Raw genomic sequence first — 21,041 nt, forward strand, 5'->3', positions numbered from 1 at the left:
TGACGCATGAGGGCCACGACCTCGTCCTTCGACGGGCTCAGGATGAGGTCTACTTTTGGTTTGGGCGGGAACGCACCCGCCCTATCCTATTCCGCCGCCGGAATGCCGCGTTTGACGAAGCCATCGGGGTCTTCCTGTGTCCGGGCCAGCAGTTCGGCTGCTTCCGAGGCCTCGCGCTGGCGGTTCCACATCTGGGCGTAGAGGCCATCGGCGGCGAGAAGCTGGAAGTGATTGCCGCGCTCGGCGACCTGGCCGTCGCGCAGGACCAGGATTTCATCGGCATTGACCACGGTGGAGAGGCGGTGGGCGATGACCACGGTGGTGCGGTTGCGCGAGACCTCGTCCAGGGCCTGCTGGATATCGCGCTCGGTCTTGGTGTCGAGCGCCGAGGTGGCTTCGTCCAGAATGAGGATCGAGGGCGATTTGAGGATGGTGCGCGCAATGGCGACGCGCTGCTTCTCGCCGCCGGAGAGTTTCAGCCCGCGCTCGCCGACCGGAGTATCGTAGCCCCTGGGCAGGGCCTCGATGAAGCCGCCGACCTGGGCCATGCGGGCGGCCTCGCGGATTTCGTCCTCGGAGGCGCCGGGGCGGCCATATTCGATATTGTAGCCGATGGTGTCATTGAACAGCACCGTATCCTGCGGCACCATGCCGATGGCCGAGCGGAGGCTTTCCTGGGTCACGTCGCGCAAGTCCTGGCCATCGATGGTGATGCGACCGCCGGTGACGTCGTAGAAGCGGAACAGGAGGCGCGAAATGGTCGACTTGCCGGCGCCGGTGGGGCCGACAATGGCCACGGTCTTGCCGGCGGGAACCTCGAAGCTGACGCCCTTCAAGATCGGCCGGTCGGGATCGTAGTGGAAGGTCACGTCCTCGAAGCGGATGACCGGGCCGCTCACGGCCAGCGGCGTCGCGCCCGGCTTGTCGGTGATTTCCGGATCCTGGTCGAGGAGCTTGAACATTTCCTCGATGTCGGTGAGGCCCTGGCGCAATTCGCGATAGACGAAGCCGATGAAATTGAGCGGCCGGTAAATCTGCATCAGGAAGGTGTTGAGCAGAACGAAATCGCCCAGGGTCAGCGTGCCGTCCATGACGCCGAGGATCGACATGATGGAGATGATGAGGAAGCCGCCATAGAAGATGACCGCCTGGCCGAAATTGAGAAAACCCAGCGAGGTCCAGATGCGGATGGCCGAACGCTCATAGCCGGCCATGGCATTGTCGAAGCGGTCGGCCTCCATCTTCTCGTTGGCGAAATATTTCACCGTCTCGAAATTGAGCAGGCTGTCGATGGCCTTGCCATTGGCGTCGGTATCGCTGTCGTTCATCTGGCGGCGGATGGAAATGCGCCAGTTGGAAGCCTTGATGGTGAAATAGAGATAGGCCCAGATCATCACCACCAGCACGCCGAGATAGGAAATCCCGAACAGCCAGATGAAAATCACCGCCACCACGACGAATTCGACGATGGTGGGCGCGATATTGAGCATGGCGAAACGGACCACCGTTTCGATGCCCTTGGTGCCGCGCTCGATGACGCGGGAAAGGCCGCCGGTGCGCCGCTGCAGATGGAAGCGCAGCGACAGGCGATGCATGTGATGGAAGGTCTGGAGCGCGAGCTTGCGCACCGCATGCTGGCCGACGCTGGCAAAGAGCACGTCGCGCAATTGCTGGAAGCCGGCATCGATGATGTTGCCCAGCACATAGGCGATGACCAAAGCCACCGGCACGGCCAGGCCCAGGATCAGCGCATTGTCGGGCGTGGAGCCGTCGAGGCTGTCGATAATGCCCTTATAGGCGAAGGGGACCAGCGTGGTGGCCACCTTGCTGGCCAGCAGGGCGCCGATGGCCAGCACCACGCGCAAGCGCAGATCGGGGCGGTTGTCGGGCCACATATAGGCCCAGAGGTTGCGGACGGTGGCAAACACCGACCCTTCGTCCGCGCTGACGGACGGCTTCTTCTCAACGCTGTCTATAGCCATCAGGCCAGTTCCGCTTCCTTGTTGGCGGTGGGGGCCAGACCCTGGAGCAGGCCGCCAAAGGCGGCGCCCAATTCGCTGAGCTTGTCCTGGCGGATGCAATAGCGATTGCGGGTACCATGGGCCTTACGGTCGATCAGGCCCGCATCGAGCAGAACCTTGATATGCTGGGACACGGTCGACTGCGCCAGCGGCAGGCTCTCGGTCACGTCGGCGCAGCAGCACTGCCCCTGTTGTTGATTGGCCAGAATACGCAGGATTTCAAGGCGCACCGGGTGGCCAAGGGCCCGCATCGTATTGGCAATGTCGTCGTCACGCATGGCGTCGCTCATGTGCACCTGATCGCGGCGGAAATGAAATCCTGCATCGGCGATCATTATTGATCGGTCATTTGCGATGGAAGATGGGACCTTTGCCCGCGAAAATCAATAGAGGGGCAGCGAAACGGCGCCCGAAGGCGCCGCTTCCCTTCATTCCCCGCCGGGCAGGTCGAAGACCTGTCCGGGATAGATGCGATCGGGGTCGCGGATCTGGCCGGTGTTGGCCTCGTAGATCGTGGTGTACTTGACCCCCTCGCCATAGACGCGGCGGGCAATGGTCCAGAGATTATCGCCGCGGCGAATAATGGCCTTGCCGGAGGCGAAGCGCTGGGCTTCCGGATCGCCGAGCGACACCGCCACCATGGTGGGCACGGCAGGCTCGGGCTCGGGTTCCGGCTCCGGCTCGGGTTCGACGACCGGCTCAGGCATGACCTGGCCCGGCTCCTCGGCAGCAGGGGAAGTTGCCGGTTGCGGCGCCGGCGCAATGGCCGGCGGACGCGCGGGCACGCTGGCGGGAGCCGCCGGCTCGGGGGCGGCGGGCGCGGTCTGGGCCGGCTGCTCGACGGGCTGGGCCGGAACGACTGGCTCGGCAATCCATCCGGGTTCCGGCGTCTCCGCCGCGGGCGCCGCGGCGGCGGGTGCGGCTGTCTCCGCCGGGGACGCCGGGGGTTCGCCCTCGGCCACGACGATGTCGCTTGCGGCGGTTTCGGGGACGTCGAGCACGAAATCCACCTCGGCACGCGCCACGACCTGGGCATTGTCCGGCTGCAGCAGATCGATGCGCACGCGCTGGCTGGGCTGGTTGAGCACCGGCCCGGCCTCGATCAGCCAGCGGCCTTCGGAAACGGATGCATCGGCAATGAAACCGTCATCGACATAGAGCCGCACGATGCCGTCTTCCGGGCCGGCGCCGGCAAAGAAGGTGCGGTCGCCGTCGAGCTCGATAGCGTCGATGGTGGGCGCGACATCGGCCAATCGGGGGGCGGCGGGTTCGGTGGCAGGCTGGGATGCCACGGCCGGTTCGGTTGGCGTCACCACAGTAGGTGCGGTGGCGGCCGGTTCCTCGGCGGCTGGGGCGGCCGCCATGCTGGTTTCCGGCTCGGCTTCCGTGACCAGCTCCGTGGCGTCGATATCGGCGGCGACCGGCGCGGCCGGCGTCTCGGGTTCGGCGGCCGGCTCGGGTTCCGCAGGTTCGGAAGTGGCCGGGGCCGCATCGGCGCTCTCTGCCGAAGGCGCGGTGGCGGGCACTTCGGCGGCCGTTTCAATGGCCGGCCGGTCGGCCGCGGGCGCATCCGCCGGCGCGGCGGCCGCCACGTCCGTGGTTTCGGGTTCGGCGGCTGGCTCGGGCTCCGGCGCGGCTGCGGTTTGCGGGGCGGGCGCGCTCAGGCCCTGGAGGACTTCGCTGGCCTGGCCGGGCGTGCTGGCGACGACCAAGGGCTGGGTCGTGCGGTCTTCGTTGAGCACGACGATGAAGGATTGCTCGGCGGTGCCGGGTTTGCCTTCCTCGCCCAGGGTGATTTCGAGATCGCCGGGCGCCAGGGGCGCGTCGGGCACGAAAACCCAGTCGCCGCTGGCTTCGACCTCGACAGTGCCGAGCAGTTCGCCATTGGCGAAGACTTCCACCCGGCTGCCGGGCGTGCCGCTGCCGGCAATGACGACCGAGCCATCGGGCTCGGCGCGCAGCAGGCCGAAGGTGGCGGCGATGACGCCATCGGCGGCGGCGCTATCGACCGTTTCGGCCGGCGGGGTCACATCGAGTTCGGGCGCGGCGGAAACGGCCTCTTCGGCGGTTTCGACGGCCTCGGGCGCAGGCGTCTCCGGGACGGCTTCGGTCTCGGCGACGGCCGGCGCGGGGAGCGGCGGGGCCAGGCCGACATCGGCCATCTTGCCGCGCAGGCAAAGGCCCAGGCCATCTTCGCTATTGAAGCAGGACACGATGGACGGGCCGGCCAGGACGCCGAGAATGACAACAAGGGTGGCTGCCGCTGCTCCGATAGTCAGAGCGAGAGGACGTTTCGGAGCGGTTTCGGCCAGTTTGCCCTCCACTGGATTTCGCGGCGGGCGGCCTCAGGCCGCCTCGGTTTTCAACAATTTATAGGTGATCGATTCATATAGAGCTTCAAAGGACGCATCAATGATATTGGGCGATACGCCGATGGTTACCCAGCGTTCGCCGCTATCGTCACGGCTTTCGACCAGTACACGGGTGACCGCGCCCGTGCCACCGTCCAGGATACGCACCTTGAAGTCGGCCAGTTCGAGGTCCTCGATTCGGCTCGAATAGATGCCCAGATCCTTGCGCAGGGCCAGGTCCAGCGCGTTGACGGGGCCATTGCCTTCGGCCACCGACATCAGCAATTCGCCCTCGACACGGATTTTCACCACCGCCTCGGTGACGGTGACTTCCTCGCCCAGCGCATTGTGGCGGCGTTCGACCATGGCGCGATAATGCTCGACCTGGAAGAAGTCGGGCAAGGTGCCGAGCACGCGGCGCGCCAGCACGCAGAAGGAGGCGTCGGCGCCGTCATAGGAATAGCCCCGCGCCTCGCGCTCCTTGACATGGGCCAGCAGCTTTTCGAGGCGCGGATCGTCCTTTTCGAGATGGATGCCGTGACGCGCCAGGGCCGTCAACAGGTTGGACTTGCCAGCCTGCTGGCTGACCATGATGGAGCGCTCATTGCCCACGCTTTCGGGCGGCACGTGCTCATAGGTGGAGAAATCCTTGAGCAGCGCCGAAGCGTGAATGCCGGCTTTGGTGGCGAAGGCCGAGACGCCGACATAGGGCGCCTGCCGCGCCGGAGCGCGATTGAGCCGGTCGTCGAAGACGCGGGAAATATGGGTCAGGCGTTCCAATTGCCCGGGCGCGATGCCGGTCTCGAAGCGCTCGGCATAATAGGGTTTGAGCACCAGATTGGGGATCAGCGTCACCAGATTGGTATTGCCGCAGCGTTCGCCCAGGCCATTGAGCGTGCCCTGCACCTGGCGGACGCCCGCCTCGACAGCCGCCAGGGCATTGGCGACGGCCTGGCCGGTATCGTCATGCGGGTGGATGCCCAGATGGTCACCCGGCGCGACCTTGAGCACATCGCCCACGATCTCGCGCACTTCCGAAGGCATGGTGCCGCCATTGGTGTCGCAGAGCACGACCCAGCGGGCGCCCGCCTCCAGCGCGGTCTTGACGCAGTCCAGCGCATAGACGGGATTGGCCTTGTAGCCGTCGAAGAAATGCTCGAGATCGACAAGTGCTTCCTTGCCGGCGGCAATGGCGGTGCGCACCGTATCGGCAATGCCTTCGAGGTGTTCGTCGGTGGTGGAATTGAGGGCCAGTTCCACCTGGTAATCCCAGGCCTTGGCGACGAAGCAGGTGGCGTCGGCCGCCGAATTGATGAGCCCCATGACGCCGGGATCGTTGGCGGCGGAGCGCCCTGCCCTTTTGGTCATGCCGAAGGCGGTGAAGGTGGCGTTCCTGGTCCGCTTCCGCTCGAAAAAGCCGGTATCCACCGGATTGGCGCCGGGATAGCCGCCCTCGATATAGTCCACGCCCAATTCCTCCAGCAGGCCGGTAATGGCGATCTTGTCCTCGAGCGAGAATTCGATGCCGGCGGTCTGGGCACCGTCGCGCAGGGTGGTGTCGAAGAGATAGAGGCGGTCGCGGGACATATTGGGGGCCTAACAGGGAAGTTTGACGCTTACTTGGGGGGCCAGACGGCGGTGTCGTGGTCGGGATGCTGGTGGTTTGAGGCCTGAATCGCACTCCACCAATCCTTGCGATCCGGATCTTCGGTCACGCCGCCATTCTCGATAACGGTCAGCGTTTCGAACCAGGGCACCATGCCCTCGGTGCCGGTATTGGCGCGGGGCGGGAAGAGCTCGGGATGGTCAAGCGACCCAATGGTGAAATTGACCCGGTTGCCTTCCACATTGTCGTAGAAAAGCGGCGTTCCACAATTGGCGCAGAAACCGCGATCGACATGATCGGATGAGCGGAAACGGGCCGGCTCGCCGCGCGTCCAGGTGATGGCCTCGCGCGGGGCAGCGACTAGGGCCGCGAAGATATTGCCCACGGCCTTCTGACACATGCGGCAATGGCAGATGTGGGAATTGTCCAGCATTTCGCTGGCGTGATAGCGCACGGCGCCGCATTGGCAGCCGCCGCTGACTTCCATCTTGTAGCGTTCCATCAGGTCTCCTCCTTCGGTGGCCAATCGGCTGTGTCGTGGTCCGGATGCTGGTTGGAATGGATGCCGGCCATGAAATCGCGCCATTCGTCGCTGACCTCGTGGCGCTCCGGCAGAGTGCTGAGCCCGGCGAAGAAGGGCTGGCGGTCGGTCAGGTTCACCTGGATTTCGGGGGCCGCGACCCTGGGATCGTCGAAGGCGCCGATGGCCAGTTCGAGCCCGAAGCGGGTTTCGTAGGCCAGCGGAGTGCCGCAATCGCCGCAGAAGGCGCGGCGGGCGGCATTGGAGCTCTGGAACCATTTGGGTTCGCCCCGGGTCCAGACCGCGTTATGCGCCGTGACCAGCGGGCCGAAAAAGCCGCCGAAGGCCTTTTGGCACATACGGCAATGGCAGATGGACGGGCGACCCAGACGGGTCACCCTGAAACGCACGGCGCCGCATTGGCACCCACCCGTATGGGCTTCTCTATCCGCCATGAAATACCGCCTCGATATTGTTGCCATCAGGGTCGAGCACGAAGGCACCGTAATAGTGCTCGTGATAATGGGGACGCGGGCCGGGACCGCCATTGTCCGTGCCGCCATTGGCCATGGCCGCCGCATAGAAGGCGTCCACTTCGGCCTGCGAGGCGGCCTGGAAGGCATAGTGACGGCCGGGACCGGTCTCGGCGCTCTCGGTCAGCCAGAAATCCGGCTTGGCCTTGCCATAGCCGCCAACCTTGACGCCCCCGGTATATTGCTCGGGGACTTCGGCCAGCATGGAATAGCCCAGCGGGGCAAAGGCGGCGTCATAGAAAGCGCGGGCCTTGGCCCAATCGGTGACGAGGATGCCGACATGATCGATCATTGCAATATCTCCTTTGGAACGGAGACCGGGTTTGAGCGCGCGACAATGACAGGCGCTGTCAGGAAGGCTGCTGACATGGCGACGAATCCTCTCATGACGCTTCACCCTGGAGAGCGGCCCAGATCGCGTCGGCGACGTTTTCGGAACGGGCAAGGATGTCGTTGTTCCAGAGGCGGAGGAGGCGGAAGCCGCGGCGGATGAGTTCGGCATCGCGCGTTTTATCGATGTCGTCCAACGCGTGCTGAGAACCATCCGCTTCCACGATCAATTTCGCCGAATAGCAGACGAAGTCAGCGATATACGGACCGATCGGCACCTGCCGTCTGAATTTGTAATTTGCGAAACGGCGATTGCGCAGGATCAGCCAGAGTTTTCTCTCGGCTTCGGTTGGCTCGTGACGCATCGAACGGGCATAGTTGCGGAGCCGGCTGCCAGAGGTGGGACCGCCCCCCTCATCCGCCCTTCGGGCACCTTCTCCCACGAGGGGAGAAGGGGGCTCAGCGTTTGTGGCGGATAGTTCGGCAAGCACCGGCTCGCCCTTCTCTCCTCGTGGGAGAAGGTGGCGCGCAGCGCCGGATGAGGGGGATTGCGGTGTCACCGCTTCACCTCCCACTTGGTGGCGCGCTGCCCCTGTTCGTCCTTGTAGTCCATCAACGCGATGCCCTGTTCGGCCAGCGCATTGCGGATGCGGTCGGCCTCGGCGAAATCTTTCGCATTGAGGGCGGCGAGGCGGGCCGCTACCTGCTCGGCCACGGCGGCATCGACGGCGATTTCGCGCTTGATGCCAATGCCCATAAGTTCGGCGAGCGCCAGGCCATCAGCAGCGCGGCCTTCATCGAGGATCAGCGCATGGATGCGGCCGATGGCGCCGGGCGTGTCCAGATCGTCGGCCAGGCGCTCGAGGAGATCAGGGGCGAGCATCGGGGCGGGCTGCGCCGCTCCGGCGGCGCGTTCCCATTTTTCCAGCAGGGTGAGCGCTTCTTCCAACCGCTTCACCGTGAAATCGATGGGCTCGCGGTAATGCGTCATCAGCATGGCCAGGCGCAGCACTTCGCCGGGCCATTTGCGGCCGCCGAAATCTTCCGTTTCCAGCAATTGGTGGATGGTGAAGAAATTGCCCAGGGATTTGGACATCTTCTGGCCTTCCACCATGAGGAAGCCATTGTGCATCCAGACATTGGCCATGGCGTGGGAGCCGTGGGCGCATCTTGATTGGGCGATTTCGTTTTCGTGGTGCGGGAAGATGAGATCGAGCCCACCGCCGTGAATGTCGAAGGTCTCGCCCAGATAGCGCTCGGACATGGCCGAGCACTCGATATGCCAGCCCGGGCGGCCGCGCCCCCAGGGGCTGTCCCAGCCGGGCTCATCGTCCGAGGACAATTTCCACAGCACGAAATCAGCCGGATTGCGCTTGTGCGCGTCCACGGCGATGCGGGCGCCGGCGAGATTGTCTTCGAGGTTGCGGCCGGAGAGCTGGCCGTAATCGGGCATGGAATCGACGGCGAACAGCACTTCGCTGCCGGCCTCGTAGGCATGGCCGCGCTGGATCAGCGTGCCGATGAGGCGCTGCATTTCATCGATATTGTCGGTGGCGCGGGGCTGGACATTCGGCTCGAGGCATCCCAGGGCCGCGACATCCTTCTGGTATTGCGCGGCGGTGGTCTCGGTGACCCTGCGGATGGCCTCGTTCAGCGGCAGGTCAGGGAAATCGCGCAGGGCCCGGGCATTTATCTTGTCGTCCACGTCGGTGATGTTGCGGACATAGGTGACGTGGTCTGCCCCATAGACGTGACGCAGCAGACGGAACAGCAGGTCGAAGACGATAGCGGCGCGGCCATTGCCGATATGGGCGAAGTCGTAGACCGTGGGGCCGCAGGCATAGAGGCGCACGTTGTTGTCGTCCATGGCCTGGAACGGCGCCTTGGAGCGGGTCAGCGTGTTGTAGAGCGTGAGCTGCGGCTTTGCCGAATTCATCGAGGGTCCTGTAGGCCAGACATGGGGATGCTCTGGCGGGGAGCCTCTATCCGTTGAGAATTACCGGGATGAAGAAGACCGCTCCGCCAACTTTGGGTTAGCAGGTAATAATGCAGCAGGTAATGGTGCACGTGGTCTTCATGGCGCCGGAGATTGGCCGCGCGGCTCCAAGAAATCAAGCCCAAAACAAAAGAGGGCGGCCCGGAGGCCGCCCCAATCGCTTTGGAGGCGATGCTTTAAATCGAATGACCGGCGGCGGCATATCGCCGTCGCGGACCGGTTGCGACGGCCACATTTGCACGGTCCGGCAATGCGCCCAACGGCCACACGCGAATGTTATCAATCGCTTGCAAGCAGCTCGACCGCCTGGTCGATATCGCCGAACAGCGACTGGCCGGCCGGGCCGATGGCGCCGACGCGGATCCTGTCGCCGGGCTTGAGGAAGGGCGTGCGGGCGCGGCCATATTTCGCCTTTTCGGCGGTGCGGGCCTCGGCGATGCAGGCGAAACCGATGCCGTCGCGCTTGATGGGCAGGGTTTCGTCATGCGGGTTGGAAACGGTGCCGCCCCCGATAATGGTGCCTGCGGCGAGCGGCCGTGTCCGCGCTGCCTCGACGATGAGATCGGCGAAATCGAAATGCATGCCGATGCCGGCATTGGGCTGGCCGTAGATGGTGCCGTTGACCTCGACCCGCACCGGCAGGTGCAGGCGATTGTCGCGCCAGGCATCGCCCAGGCTGTCGGGGGTGATGACGATGGGCGCGAAGGATGTCGAGGGCTTGGCGTGGAAGAAACCGAAGCCGTTCTGCAGATCGTCCACCACGAGCTTTCGGAGCGACACGTCGTTGAGGATGGTGACGAGGCGGATGGCGGCCTGGGCCTGTTCACGGCTGGCGCGCATGGGCACCGGGCCGATGATCACACCGGCTTCCGCCTCGAAATCCAGCGCCAGGTCGTCGGAGGGAATGACAATCGGGTCCATCGGCGCCGAGAGCGAATCGGAGCCGCCCTGGTAGATCAGCGGCCGCACCGACTGCAGCTCCTCGTCCTTGCTGCCCTTGAGCGAGCGCACACGTTCGAGATGGCTCATATAGCCGGAGCCGTCGATCCATTGATAGGCGCGCGGCAAGGGCGCATGGGCCAGGGCCGGATCGAAGAACTGCCCGGCAATCTCGCCGGCATCGAGCTGGGCGGAGAGGGCCGCAAGGGCCGGCGCCGCCTGGTCCCAATCGTCCAGCGCCGCCTGCAGATGGGACGCGATCCGCCCTGCCGAGACATAGCGCGCCAGATCGGCGGAAACGACGACGAGCTGACCATCGGGACGCGCATTGCGCAGGGTGGCGAGTTTCATGACGCCTTCCGCCTCCACTTGTGTGACCTTGGCGCGCTATGACGAAGCGGCGCGCCCCGCTATAATGTTGCCATGGCCCCTAGCGATGTCTTAAGGCGCGAGGGCCGAAGCGGTTGCGGCCCGCATATAAGGAATTCCGGTGACGTTTCCCTCTCCTGGCCTTCGGGTCCTCCTGCTCCTGGTTCTGACGACCATCGTGCTGGCCCTGGATGTCGAGTCCGCCTATGCTCAGGCCAATCAATGCGGGCGGCTGCAAAGCGCCCTGGCGCAGTTCGACCGCAATGGCGAATTCCGGCAGGTGAACCAGAATACCAATGCGGCCCGGCAATTGGGGCGGCAGGTGCAGGACGCGGAAAGCCGCTATATCCGCCAGGGCTGCAACGACGATGCGCGGGCCGGCCGCATCCTGACGCAGGAATGCCAGCTGATCGCGCGGGACGTGATCGCGCTGCGCAATCAATATGCCGCGCTCGCCCAGGCCGTCGACACCGGCAATGCGGTGGCCCAGCAGCGCGAGGCGATCCTGCAGGAAATGGCGCGCTTCGGCTGCAATGCCGGCTCCAGCGCCACTTTCTCCCAGGACCGGCAATCGATCTTCGACCGGATTTTCGGCTCCACCACCGGCGGCGATTTCACCGATGGGGATTTCGTCGATGGCGGGAACTGGGGCTACCAGGGCTACCACACGGTGCGCACGGTCTGCGTGCGGCTCTCGGACGGCTATTTCTGGCCGATCAGCTATGCCACGCTGTCCGAATATGTCGGCAATGACGCGATGGCGTGCCAGCAGATGTGCCCCAATACGCCGGTGGAGCTCTATTTCTACGACAATCCCGGCCAGGAGCCCGAGCAGATGCGCAATCTGTCGGGATCGCCCTATACCTCGCTCCCCAATGCCTTTGCCTATCGAACCAATTTCGACAACGATTCGAGCTGCACCGCGGCCCCGGTGGCGGACGGCTCGGTGCGCGTGGCCGAGAGCGCGGATGGCAGCGGCCGGGCCATCGTGGAGATCAATGGGGTGAATTTCCCCCTGCCGCTGCGCGATCCGCGCGGAGTCGTGCCGGTGCAGGCGGCCGTGGCGGCCGCCGAGCCGGTGGCCAATGTGGCGCTGGTCGACGTGCCCCTGCCCCGTCCCCGGCCTTCAGGCCCGGGCGAAATCGCGCGGCGGCCGGAAGCCCCGGCGCCGGCCGAAATGCGGATCGTTCATTTTGGCGACAAGGCGGTCAGGGTAGTCGGTCCAGACACGCCTTACGCCCAAGCAGGACGAGCAGGGACTTGAGCTCGGGGCCGTCGTGGCGGCCCGTAAGCGCCATGCGCAGGGGCATGAACAGCGCCTTGCCCTTGCGGCCGGTGGCGGTCTTGAGCGCATCGGTCCATTGTCCCCAGGTGGTGTCGTCCCAGGGCTCGGGCGGCAGCAGGGCCTTGGCCAGCGCCAGGAAATCCTGGTCTTCGGGCGCCACGACCGGCGCGATGGGGCCGGTGACGAGCCTGGACCATTCCACGATATCGGGAAAGCGCGTCAGGTTTTCGCGCAGCAGCATCCACATGGCCTCGCCCTCGAGCCCCAAAGCGGAAAGGCGCGGCGCGGCGTCCTCATAGGACATGGCGTGCAATAGGCGGGCATTGAGGCCATTGAGCTCGGCCGGGTCGAAGCGGGCCGAACCATGCGAAATCATCGAGAAATCGAGCTTTTCGGCGATGGCATCGAGGCTCTCATAGGGCTCGACGGACAGGCTGGTGCCGGTGAGCGTGGCGGCGATGGCCACCGCCAGCGGCTCATAGCCCTCGGCGCGGAAATCGGCGATGGACTGCGAGCCGAGGCGCTTGGAAAAGCCCTGCCCCGCCGCGTCGGTCAGCAGGTTGTGGTGGCCGAAGGCCGGCACCGTGCCGCCCAGGGCCTCGAAGATCTCGATCTGGGTGCCGGTATTGGACACATGGTCCTCGCCCCGGATCACATGGGTGATGCCTAGGTCGATATCGTCCACCACCGAGGGCAGCGTATAGAGATAGGAACCATCGGCCCGGATCAGCACCGGGTCAGACATGGAAGCGGTATTGACGGTCTGCGCGCCCTTGATGACGTCTTCGAACTGCACAGGGCGGCCGTCGAGCTTGAAACGCCAATGCGGCTTGCGGCCTTCGGCTTCGAGGCGGGCGCGATCATCGTCGGTTAGGGCCAAAGCGGCGCGATCATAGATGGGCGGCTTGCCCAGGAGGCGGGCGCGAGCGCGCTTGCGATCGAGCTCATCCTCGGTTTCGTAGCAGGGATAGAGCCGGCCGGCGGCGATCAGCCGGTCGCGGGCGCCATCGTAAAGCGCGGTGCGCTCGGACTGGCGCACCAGCAGGTCGGGCACGATGCCGAGCCAGGCCAGGTCCTCCTCGATGCCGTCGGCGAAGGCCCGCGTGGAGCGCGCCAGGTCGGTATCGTCCATGCGCAGGACATATTTGCCGCCGTGGCGGCGGGCGAAGAACCAGTTGAGCAAAGCCGGCCGGGCATTGCCCAGATGGATGCGACCGGTGGGCGATGGCGCCCAGCGTACGATGACACTCATCCGACGGTCAGGTCCTTATAGCCGTTGGTAATGGGATATTTGCGCCCCTGGCCGAAGGCGCGCGGGCTGAGCTTGGGGCCGGGCGCGGATTGGCGGCGCTTGTATTCGGCGATATTGACCAGCCGCTCGATGCGCTTGACCGTAGCGGGGTCGTGGCCGCGCTTGACGATGTCGCCCAGCGCCATCTCCTCTTCCACCATGCAGGTGAGGATATCGTCCAGAACCGGATAGGGCGGCAGGCTGTCCTGGTCCGTCTGGTCCGGGCGCAATTCGGCGCTGGGGGCCTTGTCGATGATGGCCTGGGGAATGACCTCCCCCGCCCGGCCCAGGCAATCGCCCGGCATATGCCTGTTGCGCCAGTCGGCCAGCGCATAGACCTGCATCTTGAACATGTCCTTGAGCGGATTGTAGCCGCCGTTCATGTCGCCATAGATCGTGGCATAGCCCACGCCCATCTCGCTCTTGTTGCCGGTGGAGAGCAGCATGGAGCCGAGTTTGTTGGACACGGCCATGAGCATGGTGCCGCGCATGCGGGACTGGATGTTTTCCTCGGCGAGGTCGATGGGCCGGTTGCCGAATATGGGTTGCAATTCGCGCAGCGCGCCGTCGACCGGACCCCCGATGGCCACGATGTCGTAGCGGACGCCCAGCCTTTCGGCGCAATCCCTGGCGTCGCGCAGGCTCTCCTGGGACGTATAGCGATAGGGCAGCATGATGGCATGGACCTTTTCGGGCCCGAACGCATCGGCCGCCATGGCCGCCACCACGGCGCTGTCGATGCCGCCCGAGAGGCCCAGCACGACATGGGAAAAGCCGTTCTTCAGGACATAGTCCCTTAGGCCCAGTACGCAGGCGCGCCAGGGCGCTTCCTCCACCGAGGTCAGTTCCTCCACCCGGCCATTGGCGCAGGTCCAGCCATTTTCGCCGCGCACCCAGTCCGACAGGATGAAATCGGTCTCGAAGGACTTGCCCTGCACGACCAGCTTGTCACCCGGTTCAATGGCGAAGGAGGCGCCGTCGAAGACCAGTTCGTCCTGTCCGCCGACCTGGTTGAGATAGAGCATGGGCACGCCGTCCTCGGCAACGCGGGCGCGCACCAGTTCCTTGCGGATATGCTGCTTGTTCGTCCAGTAGGGTGAGCCATTGGGGCAGAGCATGATTTCGGCGCCGCGCATGGTCAGGTGGTCGCAGACCGAAGAATGCCAGATATCCTCGCAGATCGGGATGCCGACGCTCACCCCCTTGATCTCGACCGGCATGGGCAGCGGGCCGGGCTGGAAATAGCGGCGCTCGTAGAAAACATCGTTATTGGGCAATTCGCGCTTGTGGCGAATGGCGACGATCTCGCCCTTTTCGGCCACCAGGACCGCATTGCGCAAATTGGCGCCATCCTGCCAGATGGTGGGCAGGATCAGCACCACATCGGAGCCGGCGGTATCGGCCACCAGGGCCCTGGCCGCTTCCATGGCGTCGGTTACGAATTGCGGCTTGAACAGAAGATCGTCGGGGAAATAGCCGGTGAGGAACAGTTCCGACAGCATCAGGATGTCTGCCCCCGTCGTCCCGGCCCGATGCAGGGCGTCGCGCGCCAGGGCCAGATTGCCCGGCAGGTCGCCCACTTTGGGGTTGAGCTGGGCGAGCGCAATACGAAGCTGGTCGGTCACGATAATGCTGGCCTGATGCTAGGAACGATCCGACCTGCCGGTTCGGCAGGCTGCGCGGCCAGACTTAGCCGCTCGCCCGCATCAGGGCAAGCGTGGCCCGTTGGGGCTTTGGTAAGAGCTGGCAGGCATGGTGGAGCGATCACAAGATCGGATTTCTCGCAACCCAAGTGGCAATCTGGGAGTTCCCGAGAACCCCAATTACATTTCTGAATGCAAAGTGCCTATGTCCTACCGAATATTGATCGTCGAAGACGAGATCATCGTCGCAACGGAGATCGAATATGTCGTGGCCGAAATGGGTCATGATCCGATCGCCATCGCGGCCGATCAGCGATCGGCGCTGGCTCATGCCAGCCGGGCCGACATCGCCCTGGTCGACCTGAACCTGCGCGATGGTCCGAGCGGCATCGGCATTGGCAAAATTCTCGCGCAGACCCATGGCGTCACCGTCCTCTTCCTCACCGCCAATCCCGCGCAGCTCGGCGAGGGCGTGCCCGGCACGGTGGGGGTGATGCCCAAGCCGGCGACCGATCGCGATGTCCGCGAGGCCGTGGAATTCGCCATCGCCCACCGACTTGCCGCCGAGGCCAGGCCGCCGCGTCGGCTGCGCCTGTTCGGCTGGGGCGACGGTAGCCTGGCCAGCAATTGATCCCTTTTCCGCGATCTAGTTGATCGTCTCGGCTCGCAAGCGTGCCGAGCGGTTCAGCGCGTCCAGGGGCAGCCTGACGATCACCTCCAGCCCTTCGGGACGCCAATGGCGTTCCAATTGGCCGCGCATCTGCCCTTCCACCGACAATTGCACCAGCCTCGTGCCGAAGCCGCCCAGCTTGTCGGGTTCCACCACGCTTGGGCCGCCGGTTTCCCGCCATTCCAGTTGATAGAAATCGGGATCGGTGTGGCCGGTAATGGTCACCATGCCTTCCGATTGCGACAGGGCGCCATATTTGGCGGAATTGGTCGCCAGTTCGTGGAACAGCAGCGCCATGGGCGTGGCCGCGGCATCATCGACCGCGGCGTCCGCGCCATTGAAGATCACGCGCGCCCTGCCATCGGCATTATAGGGGCGCATCAGGCGCTCGATCAGGGCCGAGAGCATGCCCTGGCCGCTGGCGCCGGCATGCAGATAGCTCTGCGGCCGCACGAAGTCATGCGCCTCGCCCAGGGCGTAGATGCGCTGCCGCAATTGATCGGCGAAGGGCTTTATCTCGGGCTGGCTGCGGGCCGAGAGGGCAATAATGCCATTAAGGACGGCAAAGATGTTCTTGATGCGGTGGCTGAGTTCCTGGGCCACCAATTCCCGCTCTTCGGCGGCAAGCTTGGATTCGTGAATATCGGTACAGGTCCCGATCCAGCGCAATATGTGCCCCTGCCCATCGTGGATGGGCAGCGCCCGCCCCAGCGTCCAGCGATATTCGCCGCTATGATGGCGCAGCCTATATTCGATCTGGTAGGGATCGCCGGTTTCCAGGCAATGGCGCCATTCGGTCCAGGCGCGCTCCCGGTCGTCGGGGTGGAACATCTCTCCCCAGATATCGCCATCGGTCGAGCCCTCCGGCATGCCGGTGAATTCGTACCAGCGGGCGTTGAAATAATCGTGGTGTCCGTCCGGCCGGGTCGACCAGACCATTTGCGGCATGGTGTCGGACAGGGTGCGGAAGCGCAGCTCGCTCTCGGCCAGGGCCTCGGCGGCGCGATGCTGTTCGGTCACGTCGATGGCGATGCCGGGAAAGCGATGGATACGCCCCTCCCCGTCCCTCCGCGGCCGGCCCGAGGCGATCACCCAGCGCACCTGCCCGTCGGTGCCCCGCAGGCGGTATTCGGACTTGAAGACAACGCCCTCGCGCAGGGCGGTCGCGATCTCCTCGCCCACCCGCTCCACATCCTCGGGATGGATGGCGCGCAGGAAATCCGCCATTGGCGTGCCCAGCCCGGCGCGCAGGGAATCCATGTTGAAAAGCCGGGCGAACTGGTCGTCGGCCGTCATCCGGTCATGGACGACATCCCAATCCCAGGTGCCGACGAGATCGGTGCCGTTGATGGCGAGCGACATGCGCTCTTCGCTGCGCGCCAGGGCGCGTTCGGCCAGCACCCGGTCGGTGGTTTCGTGCACCACGCAGAGCGTGCCCATCGACAGGCCGTCATCGCTGATGATCGGGCTGTAGTGCAGGTCCATCCATACCGGCTCCGGCTCGCCATGGCGATTGAGGACGAGCTCCTGGTTCCGTAGCGTCCAGGATTCCAGGCGCAGCCCGCGCTCCATGTTCTGCCGGTTGAAATCAGCGATCTCAGGCCAGGCCTCCATGGCCGGCATGCCGAAAATCTGGGGATGGCGCTGGCCGGCAAATTCGGCGTAGCCGTGATTGTAAAGCAGGATGCCCTGCGGGCCGACCATCATCACCATGGGAGTGGCAGCGACCATCATCAGGCGCACCGCGCCCTTGAGGTCTTCGGGCCAGTCAGGGATCAGGCCCAGCGGATTGGCCGACCAATCATAGGTATTGAAGAGTTTTAGAGTCGGGTCCTGTTCGAGCTTCGCGCGCGTCTCGGGAGCAGCGTGGGGGAACAGCGATTTGGGCATTGCCTACTCTTTGGCCAAAGGTGACGCAGGGACAGGCTGCCCGGACAGACAGGGGCCGCGCGCCGAAACATTCAACGCGCGGCCCCCGTTTCGGTTCACGCAAGAGCGTGATTATTCACCCGCGGCACGCTGCTGGCGCGGGGGCTTTTGCGCATGCACTTCCTCGGCCACCAGGAAGGCCAGCTCCAGCGCCTGGCTGGCATTGAGCCGCGGATCGCAATAGGTGTGATAGCGGTCGGACAGGGATGCTTCGGTGACTGCCGACATGCCGCCCACGCATTCGGTGACATCGTCGCCCGTCATCTCGATATGCACGCCGCCGGCATAGGTGCCCATATCGCGGTGCACCTCGAAGAAATTGCGCACTTCGGCCAGGACCCGGTCGAAGGGGCGGGTCTTGTAGCCGGTCGAGGCCTTGATCGTATTGCCGTGCATGGGGTCGCAGCACCACACCACCGTGCGGCCGGCCTTTTCCACCGTTTCGATCAGGCGCGGCAGATGTTCGTGCACCTTGTCGGCGCCGAAGCGGGAAATCAGCGTGATGCGGCCGGCTTCGTCGGTGGGATTGAGCCGGTCGAGCAGGCGCAGCAAATCGTCATTGCTGAGGCTGGGGCCGCATTTGACGCCGATCGGATTGTTGATGCCGGCGAAATATTCGACATGGGCCTCATCGGGATTGCGGGTGCGATCGCCGATCCAGAGCATGTGGCCGGACGTGGCGTACCAATTATTGGTGATGGAATCCCGCCGGGTCAGCGCTTCCTCATAGCCGAGCAGCAGCGCCTCGTGGCTGGTGTAGAAGCTGGTCTGCTTGAGGGCCGGCGTATTTTCCGGATTGAGCCCCAGGGCGGCCATGAAGGTGATGGCGTCGTCGATCTTGCGCGCCACTTCCTCATAGCGGGTGTTCCAGTTGGACCCCTTCATGAAGCCCATGGTCCATTCGTGGATGCGCGTCAGTTCGGCATAGCCGCCCATGGAAAAGGCGCGCAGCAGGTTGAGCGTCGCCGCCGATTGGCGATAGGCCTGCAACATGCGATGGGGATTGGGGACGCGGGAGGCCTCGGTGAAGCCGATATCGTTGATGATGTCGCCGCGATAGGACGGCAATTCGACGCCGTCGATCTCCTCGGTATCGGCCGAGCGCGGCTTGGCGAATTGCCCGGCGACGCGACCGACCTTGACCACCGGCTTGCTCGCGCCATGGGTCAGGACCAAAGCCATCTGCAGGAAGACGCGGAAGAAGTCGCGGATATGATCGGCGCCGTGCTCGGCAAAGCTCTCGGCGCAATCGCCGCCCTGGAGCAGGAAGGCTTCGCCGCGCGACACCGAGGCCAGCCGGGCCTTCAGCTCGCGCGCCTCACCGGCGAAGACCAGCGGGGGAAAGCTGCCGAGCTGCCGTTCCGCATCGGCCAGCGCGGCCGGATCGGGATAGGCCGGAACCTGCCGGATGGGCTTGCTGCGCCAGGAGCTCGGGGTCCAGGTGGTCATGTTCGTCTCGCTTACGCCGGAGCACTGATAAAACCTGAGGGCGATCTACCAAGCCAATGCCCCCGTGCCAAGGGCGAAAGGCTCAGACCTTCTGGCAATCCCGATAGACATAGGTGGGGGCCTTGAAGGTCACCAATTCCTCCGCCGCCGATGGATGGAGGGCGATGGTGCGGTCGAAATCGGCCTTGCTGGCGCCCATGCCGACGGCAATGGCGACGAGCTGGATCATTTCGGCGGCTCCGGGGCCCAGGATATGAACGCCCAACACCCTGCCCCCGTCCTTTTCGGTGATGAGCTTGAGCACCATGCGTTCGGTGCGGGTGGAGAGCGTGTTCTGCATCGGCCGGAAGCGGGCGACATAGACATCGATATCGCCATGGGTGGCGGCTTCGTCCTCGGTCAGCCCGACCACGCCGATTTCCGGCTCGGAAAAGACGGCGGTGGGGATCAGCGAATGATCTACGGCCTGCGGATTGTCATTGAAGACGGTTTCGGCGAAATACCAGCCCTCGCGGATGGCCACCGGGGTCAGCTGCGCACGGCCGGTGACGTCGCCCACCGCATAGATGGAAGGCACTGAGGTCTGCGAATATTTGTCGACGGCAATGGCGCCGAAATCATTGAGCCGGACGCCGGCCGTTTCGAGCCCCAGTCCCTCGACATTGGGCTGGCGGCCGGTGGCGAACATGACGGCGCCGAAGGGCGCGGTCACTCCGTCGCTGAAGGTTGCCAGCACATCCTCGCCCGGCTTGGAAAGCGCGGCGATGGTGGTCTGGTAGATCAGCCGGATACCCCTTTCGATCAGCCCAGCCTCGAGCCCGCGCCGCATATCGTCATCGAAGCCGCGCAGCACGCAATCGCCGCGATAGATGATCGTGGTATCGACGCCCAGCCCGGCGAAAATGGTGGCGAATTCGACTGCGATATAGCCCCCGCCCTCGATGAGGATGGAATGGGGCAGCGCCGGCAGGTCGAAGGCTTCATTGGAGGAAATGCCGAGCTCGGCGCCGGGAATATCGGGGATGAAAGGCCGTGCGCCGGTCGCCACCAGCAGATATTTCGCCGTCAGCTCGCGCCCGTCACTGGCCAGCCTGACGCTGTTGGGGCCGGTTACCACCGCGCGGTCGCGGATGATCTCGGCGCCGGGCTTTTCCAGATTGCTCGTATAGGCGTGTTCGAGCCGGGTGATTTCCTTTTCCTTGGCCGCGACCAGGGTCGGCCAGTCGAAGCTGGCATCGACCTGCCAGCCGAAGCTTTCCGCCACGTCGAACTGATCCTTGAACCGGGAGGCATAGACATAGAGCTTCTTGGGCACGCAGCCGCGAATGACGCAGGTGCCCCCGACCCGGAATTCCTCGATCACGGCGACTTTCGCGCCATAGGTGGCCGCCATGCGGGCCGCCCGTACACCGCCCGAACCGGCGCCGATGACAACCAGGTCGTAATCGAAACTCATTTCAGCTCCCATTCTTCATCGTCAAGTACCGATGAATATGATCACGCGCTTCGCACAAAAAAAGACCCCGCACAAGGCGGGGTCAATGCGGGAGATGTTTCCGCGATCAGATTTCGACGCCCTGGGCCCGCAGGGCGGAGCGCACCTTGGCGAAGAATTCGGTCCGCAGATTATTGGTATAGACCTGCAGGACGCGGCGAAGATCGGCGTTCACTTCCGAATTGGCCGTCGCCAGCTTCTGGCCGGTGGGCGATTCGTAGAAGGCAACGATCTCGGTGAGTTCTTCCAGCGTGAAGCGGATCGCGTAGACGCGCGCGAACTGATCGAGCAATTCGCCCTTGCGGCCACGATATTCGGCGATCACCTCGCCGATAATGGTATTGGTCTGCTCGACGATTTCGGGGTTCTGCGTCACGATCTGGCGCATGGTGTCGATGCCGATCTCGACCACGGTGGTTTCGAACACGGCGCCGCGGTCGGTCAGGTCGATATATTTGCGGGCCAGCGCCAATTGCTCGGGGGCGACCTCCTGCGCGAAAACCGGCGCCGAGACGGCAATGATGCCCGCCGTCAGCACCGCACCCATCACGGCCTTGGCGCCGCGCATCATGTTCCCGTTCGTCCAGAATGCCATCTTGTCCCGATCCACGCTC

Annotated in this window: 18 protein-coding genes; 2 read left to right on the forward strand and 16 right to left on the reverse strand. The window is 64.5% G+C overall.

The window, feature by feature from the left end:
- Nucleotides 1-86: 86 nt before the first annotated feature.
- From A3840_RS03295 to A3840_RS03340, 10 genes are all read right to left on the reverse strand, one after another.
- Nucleotides 87-1,982, reverse strand: coding sequence for an ABCB family ABC transporter ATP-binding protein/permease (locus A3840_RS03295; protein WP_067451812.1), 1,896 nt, complete (start codon nucleotides 1,980-1,982; stop codon nucleotides 87-89).
- Nucleotides 1,982-2,356 (reverse strand): ArsR/SmtB family transcription factor, encoded by a 375-nt coding sequence (locus tag A3840_RS03300; protein WP_082903616.1) that lies wholly within the window; start codon nucleotides 2,354-2,356, stop codon nucleotides 1,982-1,984. Before A3840_RS03300 ends, A3840_RS03295 begins: the two co-directional genes overlap by 1 nt.
- 93 nt (nucleotides 2,357-2,449) lie before the next feature.
- Nucleotides 2,450-4,345 (reverse strand): LysM peptidoglycan-binding domain-containing protein, encoded by a 1,896-nt coding sequence (locus tag A3840_RS03305; RefSeq protein ID WP_067451815.1) that lies wholly within the window; start codon nucleotides 4,343-4,345, stop codon nucleotides 2,450-2,452.
- 21 nt (nucleotides 4,346-4,366) lie between these two features.
- On the reverse strand, nucleotides 4,367-5,959 hold the full coding sequence (gene cimA / locus A3840_RS03310) for a citramalate synthase (RefSeq protein ID WP_067451818.1): 1,593 nt from the start codon (nucleotides 5,957-5,959) through the stop codon (nucleotides 4,367-4,369).
- Between the two features lie 29 nt (nucleotides 5,960-5,988).
- A complete protein-coding gene (locus A3840_RS03315) occupies nucleotides 5,989-6,480 on the reverse strand; it encodes a GFA family protein (protein WP_067451821.1) in 492 nt (163 codons plus the stop codon).
- Entirely contained in the window at nucleotides 6,480-6,953 is a 474-nt protein-coding gene (locus A3840_RS03320; protein WP_067451824.1) for a GFA family protein, read from the reverse strand. Before A3840_RS03320 ends, A3840_RS03315 begins: the two co-directional genes overlap by 1 nt.
- A complete protein-coding gene (locus A3840_RS03325) occupies nucleotides 6,943-7,323 on the reverse strand; it encodes a VOC family protein (protein ID WP_067451827.1) in 381 nt (126 codons plus the stop codon). Before A3840_RS03325 ends, A3840_RS03320 begins: the two co-directional genes overlap by 11 nt.
- Before the next feature lie 91 nt (nucleotides 7,324-7,414).
- A complete protein-coding gene (locus A3840_RS19935; RefSeq protein WP_281180536.1) occupies nucleotides 7,415-7,804 on the reverse strand; it encodes an endonuclease domain-containing protein in 390 nt (129 codons plus the stop codon).
- A gap of 113 nt (nucleotides 7,805-7,917) precedes the next feature.
- Nucleotides 7,918-9,297: a cysteine--tRNA ligase gene (cysS, locus tag A3840_RS03335; RefSeq protein ID WP_067451833.1), complete on the reverse strand. Its 1,380-nt coding sequence runs from the start codon at nucleotides 9,295-9,297 to the stop codon at nucleotides 7,918-7,920.
- Between the two features lie 339 nt (nucleotides 9,298-9,636).
- Nucleotides 9,637-10,647, reverse strand: coding sequence for a fumarylacetoacetate hydrolase family protein (locus tag A3840_RS03340; protein WP_067451991.1), 1,011 nt, complete (start codon nucleotides 10,645-10,647; stop codon nucleotides 9,637-9,639).
- Between the two features lie 139 nt (nucleotides 10,648-10,786).
- Here A3840_RS03340 and A3840_RS03345 point away from each other — a divergent pair, with 139 nt between their 5' ends.
- On the forward strand, nucleotides 10,787-11,929 hold the full coding sequence (locus tag A3840_RS03345) for a DUF2865 domain-containing protein (RefSeq protein ID WP_067451836.1): 1,143 nt from the start codon (nucleotides 10,787-10,789) through the stop codon (nucleotides 11,927-11,929).
- Here A3840_RS03345 and gltX read toward each other — a convergent pair.
- Together gltX and A3840_RS03355 are read right to left on the reverse strand one after the other, a co-directional pair.
- Entirely contained in the window at nucleotides 11,874-13,202 is a 1,329-nt protein-coding gene (gene gltX / locus A3840_RS03350; RefSeq protein WP_067451839.1) for a glutamate--tRNA ligase, read from the reverse strand. The two genes, A3840_RS03345 and gltX, sit on opposite strands and share 56 nt — an antisense overlap.
- The gene (locus A3840_RS03355; protein ID WP_067451841.1) at nucleotides 13,199-14,866 is read right to left on the reverse strand and encodes an NAD+ synthase; all 1,668 of its coding nucleotides are present in this window, start codon (nucleotides 14,864-14,866) and stop codon (nucleotides 13,199-13,201) included. The genes gltX and A3840_RS03355 overlap by 4 nt, the downstream gene beginning before the upstream one ends.
- Nucleotides 14,867-15,089: 223 nt before the next feature.
- Here A3840_RS03355 and A3840_RS03360 point away from each other — a divergent pair, with 223 nt between their 5' ends.
- The gene (locus A3840_RS03360) at nucleotides 15,090-15,515 is read left to right on the forward strand and encodes a response regulator (RefSeq protein ID WP_067451844.1); all 426 of its coding nucleotides are present in this window, start codon (nucleotides 15,090-15,092) and stop codon (nucleotides 15,513-15,515) included.
- A 15-nt stretch (nucleotides 15,516-15,530) separates the two neighbouring features.
- Here the strand turns inward: A3840_RS03360 and A3840_RS03365 are convergent, their stop codons facing one another.
- The 4 genes from A3840_RS03365 to A3840_RS03380 all read right to left on the reverse strand — a co-directional run bounded on the left by A3840_RS03365 (nucleotide 15,531) and on the right by A3840_RS03380 (nucleotide 21,022).
- Nucleotides 15,531-17,444 (reverse strand): PAS domain-containing protein, encoded by a 1,914-nt coding sequence (locus A3840_RS03365; RefSeq protein ID WP_067451847.1) that lies wholly within the window; start codon nucleotides 17,442-17,444, stop codon nucleotides 15,531-15,533.
- 111 nt (nucleotides 17,445-17,555) lie between these two features.
- Nucleotides 17,556-18,932 carry a class II 3-deoxy-7-phosphoheptulonate synthase gene (locus A3840_RS03370; RefSeq protein WP_067451850.1) on the reverse strand — a complete coding sequence of 459 codons (1,377 nt, stop codon included), beginning with the start codon at nucleotides 18,930-18,932 and terminating at the stop codon, nucleotides 17,556-17,558.
- Between the two features lie 82 nt (nucleotides 18,933-19,014).
- Complete coding sequence (gor, locus tag A3840_RS03375) at nucleotides 19,015-20,388, reverse strand: glutathione-disulfide reductase (RefSeq protein WP_082903618.1); 1,374 nt, start codon at nucleotides 20,386-20,388, stop codon at nucleotides 19,015-19,017.
- A 106-nt stretch (nucleotides 20,389-20,494) separates the two neighbouring features.
- Complete coding sequence (locus tag A3840_RS03380; RefSeq protein WP_131798235.1) at nucleotides 20,495-21,022, reverse strand: DUF2059 domain-containing protein; 528 nt, start codon at nucleotides 21,020-21,022, stop codon at nucleotides 20,495-20,497.
- Nucleotides 21,023-21,041: the final 19 nt, after the last annotated feature.

Source organism: Devosia elaeis (genome assembly GCF_001650025.1).
GTDB classification, from domain to species: domain Bacteria; phylum Pseudomonadota; class Alphaproteobacteria; order Rhizobiales; family Devosiaceae; genus Devosia; species Devosia elaeis.